Raw genomic sequence first — 16,709 nt, 5'->3', positions numbered from 1 at the left:
CACCGAGAGTTGTTCCCCCTCTGGCGAACCCGCTGCGCAGCCCGGAAGCGACGAAGATCCCGGACTCGTCGTCGAAGCGGATGTCCGCGCGGAGAATCCCGGCGTAGAACAGGGCGATGCGGGTGACGAATGCGGACTGCGCGCTGCCCCGACTCGCTCGGATCAGCGGCAGCCCGCGTCGTGCACACACGAGAGGTTCAGCCCAGCAGTTTCTCGCGGAGCGCCTTGTCCTTGTCGAGGACCATCGACTCGAGGCTCTCCTGGAAGGCCACCATCCGCTGCTGAAGTGCGGGGTCCGATGCGCCGAGGATCCGTGCAGCCAGCAGACCGGCGTTGCGAGCGCCACCGATCGACACTGTCGCCACCGGGACGCCGGCCGGCATCTGGACGATCGAAAGCAGCGAATCCATACCGTCGAGGTACTTGAGCGGCACCGGAACACCGATGACGGGCAACGGCGTGGCCGAGGCAACCATGCCCGGAAGATGCGCGGCGCCACCGGCACCGGCGATGACGACCTTGATTCCGCGGCCCGCGGCTTCCCTGGCGTAGTCGAGCATCCGCTGAGGCGTGCGGTGCGCCGAGACGACACCGACCTCGAAGCGGATACCGAACTCGGCCAAAGCTTCGGCTGCAGCTTCCATGGTCGGCCAATCCGAATCGCTGCCCATGATCAGGCCGACCTGCGCGCTCTCACTCACCGTGTACATCCCATCCGTCGGTCCAAACTGCGTACGAAAGCCAATGTGCTGCGCGCTCGGCGCGTTCCCGAACTGCGGCAACGTAATTCGGATCGTCGATGGATCCGGCGACGCCCACGATGTTGACGTGTCCGATCTTGCGATCCTTGCGCTCACCCTTGCCGTACAGGTGGATCTTCGCGTCAGGCATCCGCGCGAACAGGTGATGGACGCGCTCGTCCATCGTCATCTCGGGAGCTTCCGGCGCACCGAGAACGTTGGCCATCACGGTGACCGGCGCGATCGGCGACGTATCTCCGAGCGGGTAGTCGAGAACCGCGCGCAGGTGCTGCTCGAACTGAGAGGTGCGGGCGCCGTCCATCGTCCAGTGACCGGAGTTGTGCGGGCGCATCGCCAACTCGTTGACCACGAGAGTGCCGTCGGTCGTCTCGAACAGTTCGACGGCCATGGAGCCGACCACACCGAGCTCCGACGCGATGCGCAGCGCCAACTGTTCAGCTTCCTCGGCAACGGCACTCGAAAGCTCGGGGGCAGGTGCGATCACGACGGCACACTGGCCGTTGCGCTGAACCGTTTCCACGACCGGCCAAGTAGCGCCCTGTCCGAACGGCGACCGCGCCACCATGGCGGACAGCTCCCGACGCATCGAGACCATTTCCTCGACGATCAGCGGAACACCCTTGTTCAGCTGCTCGGTGACGATGGCTTCTGCTTCGTCCTGATCGTCGGTGATCCAGACGCCGCGGCCGTCGTAGCCTCCGCGTGTTGCCTTGATGACAAGCGGCCAACCGTGTTCGGAGCCGAAACGCACGACGTCTTCCGCCCACGTCACTTCGGCGTACGCGGGTACGGGTGCGCCCAGTTCGGCAAGTTTGCGACGCATGAGCAGTTTGTCCTGAGCGAAGATCAGAGCCTGCGGCGGCGGCTGAACGTTCACGCCTTCGGCAACAAGAACCTCGAGGTGCTCGGTCGGCACGTGCTCGTGGTCGAAGGTCAGTGCATTGGAACCGACCGCTGCACGGCGGAGAGCATCGAGGTCGGTGTGGCTGCCGAGCACGACGTCGGGGCTGACCTGAGCTGCCGGCTCGTCCGAAGTCCCGGAGAGCACTCGGAGCGTCTGGCCCAGGGCCACCGCCGCCTGGTGAGTCATCCTGGCCAACTGTCCGCCACCGATCATGGTGACGACGGGCATGGATGCTTTTGCCGGTCGAGGGGTGGTCGGGCGGGCGGGGATCTGCGCGGGATCGTTGTTGCCGGTCACGGCTCTCTATGTTGTCATGTGCCGCGTTCGCCCGTTCATTCAGCGTTCCCAATCTGTGATTCTGCTGATGAATCCGCGGCAAATTGGTGGTAACGCGGTTTCGTTTCGTAAACTCATCTGTTGTGCCATTTGTCGACGGGGTCATTGCCCGCATACCCCAACCGTTTCGTGACATCGCTCTGCGTCACAGCGAGCTGATCAAATTCGCGATCGTCGGCGGAACGACCTTCCTCATCGACTCGGGCATCTTCTACACACTCAAGCTGTCGATCCTCGAATCCAAGCCGATCACGGCCAAGATCATCGCCGGCGTCGTCGCGGTGATCGCGTCGTACATTCTCAACCGCGAGTGGTCGTTCAAGAACCGTGGTGGCCGTGAACCAGCGCACGAAGCTGCGCTGTTCTTCATCATCAGCGCCATCGGTGTCGTCATCAGCTTCATCCCGCTGTACATCTCCAGTTACGTCTTCAACCTGCGCGTACCCGAAGTCAGCCTGGCGACGGAGAACATCGCCGACTTCATCAGTGCATATGTCATCGGCAACCTGCTGCAGATGGCGTTCCGATTCTGGGCCTTCCGCAAGTTCGTGTTTCCCGACGAGAATCCGGAACCGCTCGAGCTGTCCGACACCACAGGATTGTCCGAAACCACAGCGTTATCCGAAACCACGGCGCCTGACCCGGTAATTCCTGATGCCGAAGAGGAGCTCGGGCACTCCTGAGTTTTCCGTCTGCGCCGACCTTTCGGTCAGCGCGGTTCGCGGTGCGGAACGACGTCCGCGGTCGGCGCCGTGTTGGCCACCGGCAGGAAGACGGCGAACAAGGCAGGCTTACGCCTCTGCAGTTCCAGGCGGCCCCCGTCGGCTTCGATCAGTGCACGTGCGAGCGCCAACCCGACGCCGGTGGACCCCGCCCCCGAAAATCCTCTGTCGAAGATGTGCGGCGCCAGATCGTTCTCCACACCGGAGCCTTCGTCGGTGACCTCGACGCACACCATCGAGTCACGGCGAGACGAACTGCGACCCGTACCGTCGATCAATCGCACCGACACCGTGCACGTGCCTTCACCGTGTTCGAACGAATTGTCGACCAGAACGGAAACAGCTTCACGCAGACGCGAACCTGTGGTCGCAGCCATCACCGTGCGATCGCCGCGTAGGCGCAGCCTGCGTCCCTCTCCGTCGAACTGAGCCTGCCAGTCGCGAGTCACCTGTTCCAGCTCGCCGACTACCGACACCAGACTCGCCGATGACCCACTGGTGCGCGACGAGCGAATCAGGTCGTCGATTCCGTCGGTGAGCCTGTCCACTTGCGCCATGGCTTCCTCGGCCTCGTTCACGACGTCAGGATCTTCGTGAACGGACAACTCGTCCAGGCGCAGCCGCACTGCAGTCAGTCGACTGCGCAGTTGATGCGAGACGTCCGCAACCAGCGCGCGCTCTCGTTGCAGCCGCACCGAAATCTCCACGGTTGCCGCATCGAGAACGTCGGACACGCGGTCGAGTTCGGGGATGTCGTGCCGACGAGGATCCGGCCGGAAGTCGCCTTCGGCGAGGCGCGCCGCCCGGTCGGCCACATCCTGCAGCGGATCGGCAAGCCGACGCGCAGTGACCACAGCAACCACGGTGCCTGCCGTGATGGACAGAAGCACGAGCACGCCGACAGCCATCACCGCCTGTTTCTGCTGGGTGCGCAGGTTCTCCGACGGCACCTCGAGACGCAACGAGCCGGACGTTCCCATCGCGAGCGATTCGACGAGTGCGTTCTTGACCGTCGCCTCACCGACGTCGACGCGTGCGGCGCCGTCGACGACGGTCGGATACACGACGACGAGGCGCCCGTCGTTCGGGGTGAGAACCTTGAGCGAATCTGTGTTCAACGCACCTTCGACGAGTCCGTTCGTCCCCTCTTGCGCGATGACCTCAGCGGCCATCCGGTCGAGGCGCACCCGGAGATCACTTCGCGTCACGTCCTCCACCCAGAGCCACGCCGTGTAGATCAGCGGAACCCCCAGCAGCAACGCCGTCATGATCACGACAGCGAGAATCGACTGCAATATGCGACGCCGCATGCCGGCAGTTCCTGATTCTCGAGAAGTTAGTCGGTGTTGATTCGGAAACCGACACCGCGGACGGTGGCAATCCTGCGTTCCACGGCGGGGCCCTCGTCGCCGATCTTGCGGCGCAGCCACGACATGTGCATGTCGAGCGTCTTCGATCCACGAAGCTCGACGTCGCCCCACACCTCACGAAGGATCGTATCGCGCGAGACCACTTCCCCGGCGTGCTCGAGGAGGACCCGCAGAAGCTCGTATTCCTTGTTGGCCAAGGCGATTTCGGAGCCGTTGACGAGTACGCGTCGTGCCGCGGGCTCGAGCCTGATGCCACCGACCTCGACGATCGTGTCCTCGCGGCCACCGTGGCGACGCAGGAGTGCTCGCACACGTGCCATCAACTCGGCGAGACGAAACGGCTTGCTGACGTAGTCGTCGGCGCCCGCGTCCAACCCGACCACGAAGTCGACTTCGTCGGTCCTGGCGGTCAACATCAGCACGGCGAGCGAGGTGCGATGCGCACGAATCTGTCGGCAGACCTCGAGGCCGTCCATGCCCGGAAGGCCGAGATCGAGAATCAACAGGTCGAAATCACCTTCGAGCGCCTGCTGCAACGCAGCGGGTCCGGTCGGTTCGACCGTCACCGAATACCCTTCACGCCCCAAGGCGCGGGAAAGGGGTGCAGCAATGGCCTCGTCGTCTTCGGCTAGCAATACGGCAGTCACACGAACAGACTACGGACAACACGCCTTTGCACGTTGATTACCAGCCATTTCGATCATTCGGGTCGTCGTTTTCACCTGAAGGCCACTGCGGTGCCTGCGATGGTGGCTGCTGCATGGAATCGAAAACCTGGTGATACAGCAGGGCGTGAACGTGCTCGACGTCAGGAATGTCGTCGAACTCGAGCGGATCGTCACTGGCAGATGCGATGACCAGAGTTCCGGTCTTGAGCATTCGATCGATCAGGCCGTGACGGAACTGAACATTGCTGATCCGTCCCATGGGAATGTCGATACCCGTGTGCGTGAGCACTCCGTGGCGGATGAGCACTCGCCGATCGGTGACGATGAAATGCGTGAACTTCCAAACCGTGAAGGGCGCAACCGACCGCCAGGCCACGACACCGAGCCAGATGATTCCGACGGCAATGGACGACACGGTGCGAGCCGTGCCGTCCAATCTCGTCTGTGCGAGGCCCAACAAGAACCCGGCGACGGCCGTCGCAAGTACGAACGTCAGCGCCGGAAGCACCAACATCTTCCAATGAGGATGGCGATGCAGTATCAGTTCCTCGTCCTGAGCGAGGGCGTCTTCGGGATATCCCATGACGGGAAGTCTGCCACCCCGCACCAACTTTCAGGCACACCGACTTTCAGGCACACCCGTCTTCAGGGCAACGCTCAGGGCTGCGCGATCTTTCGCAGCACCAACGGGGTCACGACTATGATGATGCCGTACAGCACCATCCACACGCCGACCACGATGCGGAAGACGTCGAGCGAGAGTTCGGGCTGCAGAAGGACGATTGCACCCGCGACGATGCTGATGACTCCGAGCACGATCGACAGACCGCGATCGACGGTGTGCCCGGACGCCGCGTCGACCAGATCGAGAACGCCACGGAATACCCACCAGGCACCGATCACCAACGCGATCAGAACCACCGTCTGCAAAGGGCTACGGAGAACCAAGAATCCGAGGAGCACTGCCAACGCGCCGGAGATCGCGACGAGCGTGCGAGTTCCACCCGAAGCCGTCACGTCCGCGAACGAACGGATGATCTGAACGATTCCGAATCCGAACAGCTGGATCGCAATGACAACCGCGACCACGAACAGGGTGGCATCCGGCCACGCGAGTACCGCGATACCCAGGCCCAATGTGAGGACACCGAGCAGCACCGTCACGCCGGTGAGTACGCGGCGAGCGCTCTCGGCCGTCTCGGCTTCGGTCGGAACAACGATCGGTGTGGTCATGACGCCCCTAGGCAGCTCGGTAAATCCCGCAGTTGAGTGAAATGAAGGACGGACGGTTGGTTCGAAAACCGGTCCGGGCCAAAAATTAGCACTTTGGTGCCAGAAAATCCGGCAACGTTCACGATTCGGTGACCGGGGCGGCGCGAAGGTGCGTGATATCACCTGCTGCGACCGCAAAGGTCTCCCCATCTGTTCCCTCGATTTCGATGACGACGCGTCCGGAAGTGTCGACGTCGGTCGCGATACCGAACACCTCCTTGTCGCCCGGCAAAACCGCGCGGACTCGTTTGCCCAGCGTCCCGCAGCGCTGCCGGTATTCGGCAGCCAACACAGATGTATCCCATTTCGACGATTCCCAAGCACGGAATTGCGTCGCCAATTCACGGGCGATTGCGCGAACGAGAGTGTCGCGGTCGACAGTCGATGCTTCTTCGATCAGCAGTGACGTAGCGGTCGGGACGGGCAGCTCCTCGACGCCGAGGCTCACGTTCAGCCCGATCCCCACCACCACCGCGGGATCGGGCGCCGTCCTCGCCACCTCGGCCAGAATGCCGGCGACCTTCTTGTCACCGATGAGAACGTCGTTCGGCCACTTGAGTTCTGCGGGCACTTCGGCCACGTTGCGCAGCGCGTCGACGACCGCGATTCCCGACAGTAGCGGGAGCCAACCCATGTCCGCGAGATTCATTCCGGGCATCGACAGCAGAACCGACATCGAGATCTGCGCTTGCGGCGGACTCACCCACGTGCGCGAATGACGGCCACGGGCACTCGCCTGATATTCGGCGATCAGAACGTGACGGTCGGCATCCGGATCTGCCGCTCGCGCAAGGAGATCCGCGTTCGTCGAACCGGTCTCCTCGACAACGTCGAGGCGTTTCCAGAAGACGCGCGCGTCGTCGTTGTCACTGCGCACCAGTGCGCGTCGTAGGGCATTGCCGTCGAGGGGCGGTCGGTTCAAGTCGGTCCACATAGCCCCAGCCTATGACGACGGCGAGAATGTACTGGTCAGTAGCTTGAGCCTGCAAGACAGCGACAATCGGACCTGCCTTCGAAGCCCCCCACGCACTCTCGTTAAGCTCACGTCCATGACCACTGTCCAAGAGCCGAACGCGCCGGAGGCGGCGGCCGCACCCGATATCCACACGACCGCGGGAAAGCTCGCGGACCTGCGGAATCGCCAAGCCCAGGCGCAGGCACCGAGCGGCGAAGCCGCCATCGACAAGGTGCACGCCAAAGGCAAGCTGACCGCCCGCGAGCGCATCACCGCCCTCCTCGACGAGGGCTCCTTCGTCGAACTCGACGCACTGGCACGGCACCGAAGCGTGAACTTCGGTCTCGCTGACAACCGCCCGGTCGGCGACGGCGTCGTCACCGGTTACGGCACCATCGACGGCCGCGACGTCTGTGTCTTCTCACAGGACGCCACCGTTTTCGGCGGATCGCTCGGCGAAATCTACGGTGAGAAGATCGTCAAGGTCATGGACCTCGCGATCCGCACCGGACGGCCCCTCGTCGGCATCAACGAAGGTGCAGGCGCGCGCATTCAGGAAGGCGTCGTCTCGCTCGGCCTCTACGGCGAGATCTTCCACCGCAACGTCCAGGCCTCGGGTGTCATCCCCCAGATCTCACTGATCATGGGACCCGCCGCCGGCGGCCACGTGTACTCCCCCGCACTGACCGACTTCGTCGTGATGGTCGACGAGACCTCCCAGATGTTCGTCACCGGCCCCGACGTCATCAAGACGGTCACCGGTGAAGACGTCACGATGGAAGACCTCGGCGGCGCTCGCACCCACATGGTCAAGTCCGGCGTCGCCCACTACGTCGCTTCCGGCGAGCAGGACGCACTCGACTACGTCAAGGACCTGCTCAGCTACCTGCCGTCCAACAACCAGGCAGCAGCTCCCCGCGGCGAGATCACCGACCCCATCGTCGGTTCGATCGAAGACAGCCTGACCGCCGAGGACATCGAACTCGACACCCTCATCCCGGACTCGGCCAACCAGCCGTACGACATGCACGAGGTCATTCGTCGCATCCTCGACGACGACGAGTTCCTCGAGGTCCAGGCCGAGCGCGCGATGAACATCATCGTCGGTTTCGGTCGCGTCGACGGACGCTCGGTCGGCATCGTCGCCAACCAGCCCACCCAGTTCGCGGGCTGCCTCGACATCGACGCCTCGGAGAAGGCCGCTCGCTTCGTGCGTACCTGCGACGCGTTCAACGTCCCGATCATCACCCTCGTCGACGTTCCCGGTTTCCTCCCCGGAACCGAGCAGGAATACAACGGCATCATCCGTCGCGGCGCGAAGCTCCTCTACGCGTACGGCGAGGCAACGGTCGGCAAGATCACGGTCATCACCCGCAAGGCTTACGGCGGAGCGTACGACGTCATGGGCTCCAAGCACATGGGCGCCGACGTGAACCTGGCATGGCCGACCGCTCAGATCGCCGTCATGGGTGCATCCGGAGCTGTCGGATTCGTCTACCGCAAGCAGCTTCTCGAAGCCGCGAAGAACGGCGAAGACGTCGATGCACTGCGCCTCAAGCTGCAGAACGAGTACGAGGACACACTCGTCAACCCGTACGTCGCCGCTGAGCGCGGATACGTCGACGCTGTCATTCCTCCGTCGCACACCCGCGGACAAATCGTTTCCGCATTGCGACTGCTAGAGCGCAAGGCCGTTTCCCTTCCGCCCAAGAAGCATGGGAACATTCCCCTATGACCGCAACCACCGAGGACATTCTCAGCGAAGATGTCGCACTGGCGGAGACTGCACCGACCAACGGTGCGGTCGTCGAGGGAACCGCGACGGATGCTTCGCTCACGGAGCTGACCGAGACGTCGACCTCCGACGCGTCGGTCATCAAGATCGTCAAGGGTTCGCCCACCGACGTCGAGATCGCGGCACTGGTCAGCGTGCTTGCTGCGGCTGCCGGCAGCGGTCAAGCTCCCGAGTCGAACGTTCCCGCGGAGACCTGGGGCGATCCGACTCAGTTCCACCGCACGCGTGCGCCGTTCTCGCCGTACGCGTACCTGAACCCCGCGATCCGTCGCAGCTGACGATCACTCTGCTGACGTGACTCAACTGGTTCTAGCTTCAGCGTCCCCGGCTCGCCTCGCAGTTCTGCGGGCGGCCGGGGTTTCGCCGCTTGTGCGTGTCTCCGGCGTCGACGAGGACAAGATCGCCGACAACCTCGGACCCGACGCCGCCCCCGAAAAAGTCGTGACGGTACTGGCGGAGGCCAAGGCCGCCGAGATCGTTCCCGGTCTTGCCGCCGACAATCTCACCGACGTAGTCGTTGTCGGGTGCGATTCGATGCTCCTGATCGACGGGCAACTTCAAGGCAAGCCGGGCAGCGTCGATATCGCCCGAAAGCGATGGGCCGCAATGGCCGGACGCAGCGCCACTCTCTTGACCGGGCACTGTGTCCTACGCGTCGCCGACGGCCGCATCGTCCGCATGGCCTCGGATCACAGCGCAACAGTGGTTCATTTCGCGCAACCGTCCACCGAAGATCTCGAGGCATACCTGGCAACGGGCGAGCCGCTCCAAGTCGCCGGAGCATTCACGCTCGACAGTCTCGGCGGCTGGTTCGTGGAGAGGATCGAGGGTGATCCCTCGAGTGTCATCGGTATCGGATTACCTTTGGTACGAACACTTCTCGAGCGTGTCGGGGTTTCCGTCTCGGATCTCTGGCGCACGCAGAGCATCTTCTGACGCGTTTTCTCCAAGCACGTTTTCTCTAAGCACCACTGACCAGCCCCGCATCGGGTCCATGCCGATGCGAAGCTGGTCGTTTTTGTTGTCACCGAAAAGGTTTGACCCTTCAGGTTTTGAAGGTGGTGTTGGCCGGCCGCGGGTGCTGCTGCGGGTCGATCGAGGGCGGCGGAATGAACCACGGCTTGTTGTCGACACCGATCCGAATCTCCCACTTCCCGACGAACCCTGATTTTCGGTGCATCAGTCGGTGGTGTGAACGGCACAGCAGGACCAGGTTGTTCATCACCGTCGGGCCACCGTTGGCCCAGTGCTTAATGTGGTGCGCATCGGTCCAGGCGGGTACGCATGTGCAGCCGGGGAAGGCGCAGCCTTTGTCTCGGGCGATCAACGCGACGCGTTGATCGGCGGTGACCAACCTCTTTCCTGGTTTCGCATCGAGCGGTGCGCCGTGATCGTCGAGCAGGACGGTGGAGAGGAAGCAGTCGCAGCCGAGGAGTCTGGTCTGCGACACGGACAGTGGCCCGAGCCAGGGCATGTGCCCGACATCAAGATCAGACACGGCCACTCCACCACCATCAGTTGGTGTGGCGGCGCAGTCTCGATGCTCAGCGAGATCATGAGCATTGATGTGCACGTTCACGTGTGGACGCTGACCACCATCGGTACCGGTTTTCGCGCAGTCCAGATAACGCCGGATCAGTTCGGTGAACCCGTCCGCGGTGCGTTTCGCCGCCGACCTGGCATCGGGAGTGCCGTCCGGTGCCGGGGTGGGCATCGTCAGATTCGACAACGCCGACAGCAACATCTCGCCGGTGAGGGCGTCGAAATCGCCGCGCACCACCACTCGACCGTTCAATGTCGACGCGATCCGGAGCTCGTTGAGGTCGACATCCTCGGCGGGCGGAATTTCATCGGATTCGAACACTCGCTCCAAGGTCGCGATCACGTTCCGCACCTTCGTGGTCGTGGCCTCCACACCCGACGCAGCAGCCAACAACAAATCGATACAGCGAGGTAGCGCCTCCTCCGGCATGCCTTTCGGTGGTGATTCACAGAACGCCACGATCAACACGGCATGCTCGAAGGAGCAATCCCCGCAATCGAACCGAGCCGCCACCGCCGGAAACGGCCGCAAAGCCGCACCCAACGCGGCGATCTTCTTCCCGTCCCGAACCTGCAGCATCGTGTTGGCCGCCAACCACGCACCCACCCCGCGGCTGGCGATCACCTGATCATCCGGGCGCAACGAGAGTTCGTCGACCACCGCCACACGCACAGCCTCGAGACGCAGAATCTCCGCGCTCGCCGACACCGCAGCCGCACGTAACTCAGCAGCAGACAACTGCCACAGACGTCCGCGTAACCCCACCGCAGAACCAGACACCACGTCCGACAACAAGACACTCATTGAATCCCCCGATCCCCTGCACACAGGGTACTCGAACACCCGTTCGAGTCAAGGGCAATTTTCAGACCGGCGAATTGACCCGCGGCAGAGCAGTCGACGCCAATCCGATACCGAGCGCAATTGCTGCGATGATCGCGAGCACACGGCGCTGCGCTTCGAGAAATGCTTCGCCGGCCGCCGCGCGAGTCGATGCGTACGCGGCATCAACTGCCACCTGAACGGATTGACCCCCGGCACCGGCGGAGCCGTCCCGGCGACATTCCGGCGCCACCTCCATCGGTGTTCCGGATGCCAATTGGCTTGTTGCGCAATCGACAAAGGCCTTTTCGGCGATGTCGATCGGGCCGGGACCAACGCCGGCAGCTTCTAGGTTCGCAACGTACTCGGGCCGCTCCCCCTGCACTGCTTGCGGAGCTTGCCCCGCGACGAGCGAGAAGAACACCACTCCGATCAAGGCCAGTCCGATGGAGCTGCCAACCTGCTGAACGGTAGGAAGCAGTCCCGACACCGAACCCGCATGCGCGGGTTCGACCGTCGCAAGGATCGCGGTTTGCAGTGGTGCCACGAACAGTCCGAGACCTGCGCCCCCGAGAAGCAGCGGACCGGCGAGCGCGAGCCAGCGTGGATCGGTTCCTTCGCGTTCGAGGATGATCGACAGCGCGATCAGCGAGCCGGCAAAGACGACCATCCCCAGGATCAGAACACGGTTTCCGAGCATCCGGTACACCGCCGATGAGAGAACCGCCGCCACGCCCATTCCGACGGCCCACGGCAGCGTCATGACGCCCGCTCGCAATGCGGAGAACCCGAAGCCGAACTGAAGGGTGAGACTGATGGTGAAGATCAAGGAAGTCAGGGTTCCGAAGAAAACGAACGCAAGAACCGCGCCGATTGTGAAGGCTCGGTCGCGGAAAAGCTCGAGACGAAGGACCGGATCGCCGCCTCGTTTCGCCAAACGCGATTCGTAGAGCACAAACGCCACTGCCACCGGCGCCGACATCGCGAGCATTACGACAAGACCTGTGGGCCATCCGCGCGCCCTTCCCTCGGCCAGGGGAAGGATCAGCAGGAACAGCGCCAGTGATGACAGTGCGGCGCCGATGAGGTCCAGTGAGCGCACATGCTCAGCGCGAGCATCGACGAGATGGAAATATCCGAGAATCAAGGCGGCGATGCCGATCGGGATGTTGACGAAGAAGATCAGGCGCCAGCCCCAGTCGAACAGATTCCACTCGATCAGCAGCCCACCGATCAGAGGCCCACTGACCGTTGCGAGCCCGATGGTCGCACCGTAGATCCCGAAGACTCGCGGATGCCTGGCCTTCGGAAACAGACCCGAGATGATGGCGAACGTCTGGGCGGACATCGAACCGGCCGCCAATCCTTGCAGACCCCGGAAGACGATCAACATCGTCGCGCTCTGCGCGAGCCCGCACAGCAACGAGGCAACGACGAATACGGACAGGGCGGTCAGAAAAACAACCCTACGGCCGAACAGGTCCCCCAGCCGCGCTGCAGTGATCAACGAACACGCGAAAGCCAGGATGTACACGCTGACCATGAGCAACTGCGCCGATACGCCTGCTTGAAGATCGACGGCGATACTCGGAAGCGCGACGTTGACGATGGTCGCGTCGAGCAATTGCATGAATGCCGCCGCCAGACTCGTCGCCAACCCGAGCCAGGGCGTCAGAGAACCAGCTCGCCGCCCGCCCTTGTGGTCGGCGCCGACAGCGTCACCTAAAGGGTCCGGAAGCACCGAATGATCCTAATCGAACACAACGCTTCTAGAACCTGTTCTTGTTTAGATTGTAGTATTTCGGACAATTCAGTCCCCCAGATGGGATAGTTCGTCGTCTGCCCATTTTCAGAGCAGGCTTCTCGACGACACACGCAGGAGTTCTACTCGATGGATCTGAACTTGATCACCCATTGGCACCCGCTTCCTGGGCGGGTAATCGAATGGGGCGTCACGCATGCTTCCGCTCAACGAGCCGCCGAAGCCGAGATCGACCGAGAACTACCCCCGACCACGATGCAGGATCGCCACCTGCGACGCGCCCGCGTCACCGCAGAGAAGGGCGATCCGCAGTCTCCGTGGATCGGTATCGCCTTCGATTTCGCAGGAACACTGGACCGCGACGCCATGACGCGAGCACTTCAGCGCTACATCCGTCGCCACGACACGCTGCACAGCTGGTTCTCGTTCGACGAAGCAACCACCGACGCTGCGGACACCTCGTTCGAGGTCCGTCGACACGTGGTGCCGGTCGAAAGCATCGAACTCGAGTACCGCGTGGGCGACGACGTCTCCGAATCCGAGGCGATCCGCGCGCTCGTCGCGACCAAGTTCGCCACCGAAACCAGCGCGCTGCAGTGGCCGGCCTTCGTGTTCGGTGCCGTCGAGCACCACCATGCCGACCTCGAAGCCGATCCGAGCTTCACCCTGTTCCATGCAGTCGACCACGCCCATTCGGACATGAACTCGATGGTGTTGATGTACGCGGAATTGCGTCAGCTCTACGCAGCGGAAACGACCGGGTCACATCCCGAACTGGGCCCCGCGGGAAGTTACGCGCAGTTCGGTCGCGTCGAGCGCGCACGGACGACCGAGCTGACGATGCAGTCACCCGAAGTGCACCAGTGGCTCGGTTACCTCATGCGTAGCGGCGGCTCGTTCCCCGGATTTCCGCTCCCTCTCGGGGCCGAAGACGCGCCCAAACCGGCTATCGGTTCACGCTTCGACCTGGCTGACGACATCGAGTGCGAGAAGTTCGGTGCGGTTTGTAAAGCCAACGGCGCCAACTTCATCGGCGGAATGTTCACCGCGCTCGCGATTGCGGAATTCGAACTCGCCGGACGCGACAAGTACATCGCCCTCTCGCCGGTCAGCACACGAACCGAGGCCGACTCGTTTGCGCAGGGCTGGTACATCAACCTGATCCCGGTCGGCATCGACGTCGACGACAAGCGACGCTTCACCGAGTTGGCAAAGCTCGGGCAGCAGGGGTACCACGACGGCAAGGCACTCCTCGATGTCTCTGTGCAGCAGGTCATCGATCTGGTTCTGTCGAGCTTGGCCGAGTCGGATTCCGCACCCGGCGGACTGTCGAAGACGCTCACCCCGCCGCCGATCGTCTCATACATCGACGGCCGACGCATGCCGGATCCATACAGTTACGCCGAGACGAAGGCAACGGGAATCGTCGGCGGCAAAGAGACTCAGATCGCGTCGATGTGGATCAACCGGATGCACACCGGAACCTGGATCGCCGTGTCTCACCCCGACACCCCCATTGCCCACGAATCGGCCACCCGCTTCGCCGAGCATGTCTCGAAGATCATCAAAACTGTTGCAGCTCAAGGCGACTACTCGTTCGTGGCACCAGAGGGAGTGGCCTGATGCATGTCACCTCGATCGATCGATACGGACTCGAGCCCGGAATCGTCACCGAATGGTCGCTCCAGCCCGCGGACGGCGCCGTCACCGAGTCGGAAGTACCACCGTCGTACAACCAGCATTTTCACCTCGAGACTGCGCGAACACACGGCATGGGCCGGAGTGTGTGGATGGCAGCCGCATTCGACCTTCCCGGAGAACTGAATCGGCCTGCACTCGATCTCGCGCTGCGCCTGTTCATCAGTCGCCATGACACTCTGCACACAGGATTCGAGGTGGGCGAGTTCACCACCACCCGAATGGGACTCGATCCAGACGGCACACACATCGAGACTTCGGAACCTCTGAAATTCGATTCGACCGAAGACCTCCGAGCGCATCTCAAGAAGCGATTCACGACGGTATGCGATCCACTGACCTTCCCTGCATACACGTTTGCCACGGTCGAACGCGAAGAGCACTACACGGTCCTGAGCGCGTTCGATCACACACTCGTCGACGGCTACTCGTTGGTCATTGCTCTCGGGGAACTGCGACAGATCTACGAGGGACTGATCGCCCTACCCGATCTAACCGACCACGAGGCCGTCGACGCAGTGATGAGCCGACTGGGTGACCCTGGAAGTTTCGTGCGGTACTGCGAACTGGAGGCAGACGCTCTGCTTCCAGTCGACAACGACCCTCGAATCCGAGAGTGGGCAAGGTTCTACGAGATCTGCGGTGGCACATCACCGAGTTTCCCCTTGGATCTCGGCGTCGAGGGCGGAAAGCCCGCGCCGCAGGGCGCCGATGTGCGCGTGCTGCTCGACGAGGAGTTGACGGCGACGTTCGACGAGATCTGCCTATCCGCCGGCGGTAGCGTGTTCACCGGAATCCTCACTGCGATGGGACTTTCCGTCCACTCGTACACCGGGCAGTCGACGCTTCCGCTGCAATTTCCGCTTCACATTCGCAAAGATCCGCGTTGGGCCGACGCGATCGGCTGGCTCACCACCAGCGCGCCGATCACGGTCCAGATCACTCCCGATGCGGATTTCGGTGCATCCCTTGCACATACGCACGCGTCGTTCCGAGTTGCGTTGACACTCGAGGGCGTCACCATGGCCCAGGTTCGAGATGCTTTGGGCGACAAGATTCGACGCACGCGCACCGACGTCTTCATGGTGTCGTACATCGATTACCGCAAACTACCCGGCACAGACGATCATGATCTCCTCAACGCCCATCACATCAGCAATGTGACGGTCGCCGACGATGCCCAGTTCTGGATTTCGCGAACGAACCGTGGTCTCTCGCTGCGTTCACGCTTTCCCGATACCGAGACGGCAAACGAAACCATGGTGAATTTCCTCACCGAACTCGACCGGATTCTGAGAGAAGTCTGCGCCCGGGGCGTGACGCCGATCGGAAGTGTCACCGAACAATTGAGAGATTCGAGCGTCGGAGCAGGAACACCGAGGATTTAGGGTCGGCAACGGGCACGAGCAGGCAGAACCTGCTTCCGGGCGTCTCACCTTGCGCACAGCGCATAGAATCGATCAAGTCCGTGTTCGAACCGAACGATTCGTCTTCAGGAGTACGCCCGTGCCCGTTGCCCCCGATCCCTCAACCGCGTTTGCCGAGTTCGCGCATCCCGACCGGTTGGTCTCGACGGAATGGCTCTCGGCGAATCTCGGTGCGCCGGGCCTCAAGGTTGTCGAATCCGACGAAGACGTGTTGTTGTACGACGTCGGCCACATCCCCGGAGCCGTGAAGATCGACTGGCATCTCGACCTCAACGATCCGGTCACCCGCGACTACATCGACGGTGCGAAGTTCGCAGAGTTGATGAACCGCAAGGGCATCGGCCGCGACGACACCGTGGTCATCTACGGCGACAAGAGCAACTGGTGGGCGGCCTACGCACTGTGGGTCTTCACTCTGTTCGGCCACGAGGACGTCCGTCTTCTCGACGGTGGCCGCGATGCGTGGATCGCCGAGAACCGCGACACCGCTTTCGACGTTCCCGACATCACGTCAACGGATTACCCGGTCGTCGAGCGCAACGACGCTCCCATCCGCGCATTCAAGGACGACGTTCTCGCGCACTTGGGCGACGGGCCGCTCATCGACGTGCGATCTCCGCAGGAGTACACCGGCGAGCGCACCCACATGCCCGACTACCCCGAAGAGGGTGCGT

The 16,709-nt window shown here is 62.7% G+C and carries 16 protein-coding genes and 1 pseudogene; 7 read left to right on the top strand and 10 right to left on the bottom strand.

Features of this window, described 5'->3' with window-relative positions; genetic code table 11:
- The 3 genes and pseudogenes from A2J01_RS09335 to A2J01_RS09325 form a co-directional block, all read right to left on the bottom strand.
- A pseudogene (locus tag A2J01_RS09335) lies at window positions 1–190 on the bottom strand (hypothetical protein); the annotation flags it as partial.
- A gap of 7 nt (window positions 191–197) precedes the next feature.
- Complete coding sequence (gene purE, locus A2J01_RS09330) at window positions 198–710, bottom strand: 5-(carboxyamino)imidazole ribonucleotide mutase (protein ID WP_030535024.1); 513 nt, start codon at window positions 708–710, stop codon at window positions 198–200.
- Window positions 694–1,893: a 5-(carboxyamino)imidazole ribonucleotide synthase gene (locus A2J01_RS09325; protein ID WP_207623930.1), complete on the bottom strand. Its 1,200-nt coding sequence runs from the start codon at window positions 1,891–1,893 to the stop codon at window positions 694–696. The genes purE and A2J01_RS09325 overlap by 17 nt, the downstream gene beginning before the upstream one ends.
- A gap of 191 nt (window positions 1,894–2,084) precedes the next feature.
- On the opposite strand from A2J01_RS09325, the gene A2J01_RS09320 reads away from it, so the two are divergent.
- The gene (locus A2J01_RS09320; protein ID WP_007731156.1) at window positions 2,085–2,684 is read left to right on the top strand and encodes a GtrA family protein; all 600 of its coding nucleotides are present in this window, start codon (window positions 2,085–2,087) and stop codon (window positions 2,682–2,684) included.
- 26 nt (window positions 2,685–2,710) lie between these two features.
- Here A2J01_RS09320 and A2J01_RS09315 read toward each other — a convergent pair whose 3' ends face one another.
- The 5 genes from A2J01_RS09315 to A2J01_RS09295 all read right to left on the bottom strand — a co-directional run bounded on the left by A2J01_RS09315 (window position 2,711) and on the right by A2J01_RS09295 (window position 6,967).
- Window positions 2,711–4,033, bottom strand: coding sequence for a sensor histidine kinase (locus A2J01_RS09315; protein ID WP_007731154.1), 1,323 nt, complete (start codon window positions 4,031–4,033; stop codon window positions 2,711–2,713).
- A gap of 26 nt (window positions 4,034–4,059) precedes the next feature.
- Complete coding sequence (locus tag A2J01_RS09310) at window positions 4,060–4,740, bottom strand: response regulator transcription factor (protein WP_003940916.1); 681 nt, start codon at window positions 4,738–4,740, stop codon at window positions 4,060–4,062.
- A gap of 37 nt (window positions 4,741–4,777) precedes the next feature.
- On the bottom strand, window positions 4,778–5,344 hold the full coding sequence (locus A2J01_RS09305) for a PH domain-containing protein (RefSeq protein WP_003941034.1): 567 nt from the start codon (window positions 5,342–5,344) through the stop codon (window positions 4,778–4,780).
- 74 nt (window positions 5,345–5,418) lie between these two features.
- Entirely contained in the window at window positions 5,419–5,994 is a 576-nt protein-coding gene (locus A2J01_RS09300) for an HdeD family acid-resistance protein (protein ID WP_003941007.1), read from the bottom strand.
- Between the two features lie 118 nt (window positions 5,995–6,112).
- On the bottom strand, window positions 6,113–6,967 hold the full coding sequence (locus A2J01_RS09295) for a biotin--[acetyl-CoA-carboxylase] ligase (RefSeq protein WP_064112575.1): 855 nt from the start codon (window positions 6,965–6,967) through the stop codon (window positions 6,113–6,115).
- 115 nt (window positions 6,968–7,082) lie between these two features.
- On the opposite strand from A2J01_RS09295, the gene A2J01_RS09290 reads away from it, so the two are divergent.
- Genes A2J01_RS09290 through A2J01_RS09280 form a run of 3 tightly spaced genes read left to right on the top strand, consistent with a single transcriptional unit; the run spans window position 7,083 to window position 9,719 of the window.
- Window positions 7,083–8,723: an acyl-CoA carboxylase subunit beta gene (locus A2J01_RS09290; protein ID WP_003940853.1), complete on the top strand. Its 1,641-nt coding sequence runs from the start codon at window positions 7,083–7,085 to the stop codon at window positions 8,721–8,723.
- Window positions 8,720–9,061: an acyl-CoA carboxylase subunit epsilon gene (locus A2J01_RS09285; RefSeq protein WP_007731147.1), complete on the top strand. Its 342-nt coding sequence runs from the start codon at window positions 8,720–8,722 to the stop codon at window positions 9,059–9,061. The genes A2J01_RS09290 and A2J01_RS09285 overlap by 4 nt, the downstream gene beginning before the upstream one ends.
- Before the next feature lie 16 nt (window positions 9,062–9,077).
- Window positions 9,078–9,719 carry a Maf family protein gene (locus tag A2J01_RS09280; protein ID WP_007731146.1) on the top strand — a complete coding sequence of 214 codons (642 nt, stop codon included), beginning with the start codon at window positions 9,078–9,080 and terminating at the stop codon, window positions 9,717–9,719.
- 109 nt (window positions 9,720–9,828) lie between these two features.
- Here the strand turns inward: A2J01_RS09280 and A2J01_RS09275 are convergent, their stop codons facing one another.
- Together A2J01_RS09275 and A2J01_RS09270 are read right to left on the bottom strand one after the other, a co-directional pair.
- Complete coding sequence (locus tag A2J01_RS09275) at window positions 9,829–11,130, bottom strand: HNH endonuclease signature motif containing protein (protein ID WP_064112574.1); 1,302 nt, start codon at window positions 11,128–11,130, stop codon at window positions 9,829–9,831.
- Between the two features lie 61 nt (window positions 11,131–11,191).
- A complete protein-coding gene (locus A2J01_RS09270) occupies window positions 11,192–12,889 on the bottom strand; it encodes an MFS transporter (RefSeq protein WP_064112573.1) in 1,698 nt (565 codons plus the stop codon).
- A 150-nt stretch (window positions 12,890–13,039) separates the two neighbouring features.
- On the opposite strand from A2J01_RS09270, the gene A2J01_RS09265 reads away from it, so the two are divergent.
- The 3 genes from A2J01_RS09265 to A2J01_RS09255 form a co-directional block, all read left to right on the top strand.
- Entirely contained in the window at window positions 13,040–14,533 is a 1,494-nt protein-coding gene (locus tag A2J01_RS09265) for a condensation domain-containing protein (protein WP_064112572.1), read from the top strand.
- On the top strand, window positions 14,533–15,996 hold the full coding sequence (locus tag A2J01_RS09260) for a condensation domain-containing protein (protein ID WP_030535028.1): 1,464 nt from the start codon (window positions 14,533–14,535) through the stop codon (window positions 15,994–15,996). The genes A2J01_RS09265 and A2J01_RS09260 overlap by 1 nt, the downstream gene beginning before the upstream one ends.
- Before the next feature lie 118 nt (window positions 15,997–16,114).
- Window positions 16,115–16,709, top strand: a 595-nt coding sequence (locus A2J01_RS09255; RefSeq protein WP_064112571.1) for a sulfurtransferase, incomplete at its 3' end; no start/stop codon positions are given.

This window comes from Rhodococcus sp. EPR-134 (assembly GCF_001647205.1).
Lineage (GTDB): Bacteria > Actinomycetota > Actinomycetes > Mycobacteriales > Mycobacteriaceae > Rhodococcus_F > Rhodococcus_F qingshengii.
Note: the sequence above shows the minus strand (reverse complement) of the source record. Positions and strands in the feature narration are given on the sequence as shown.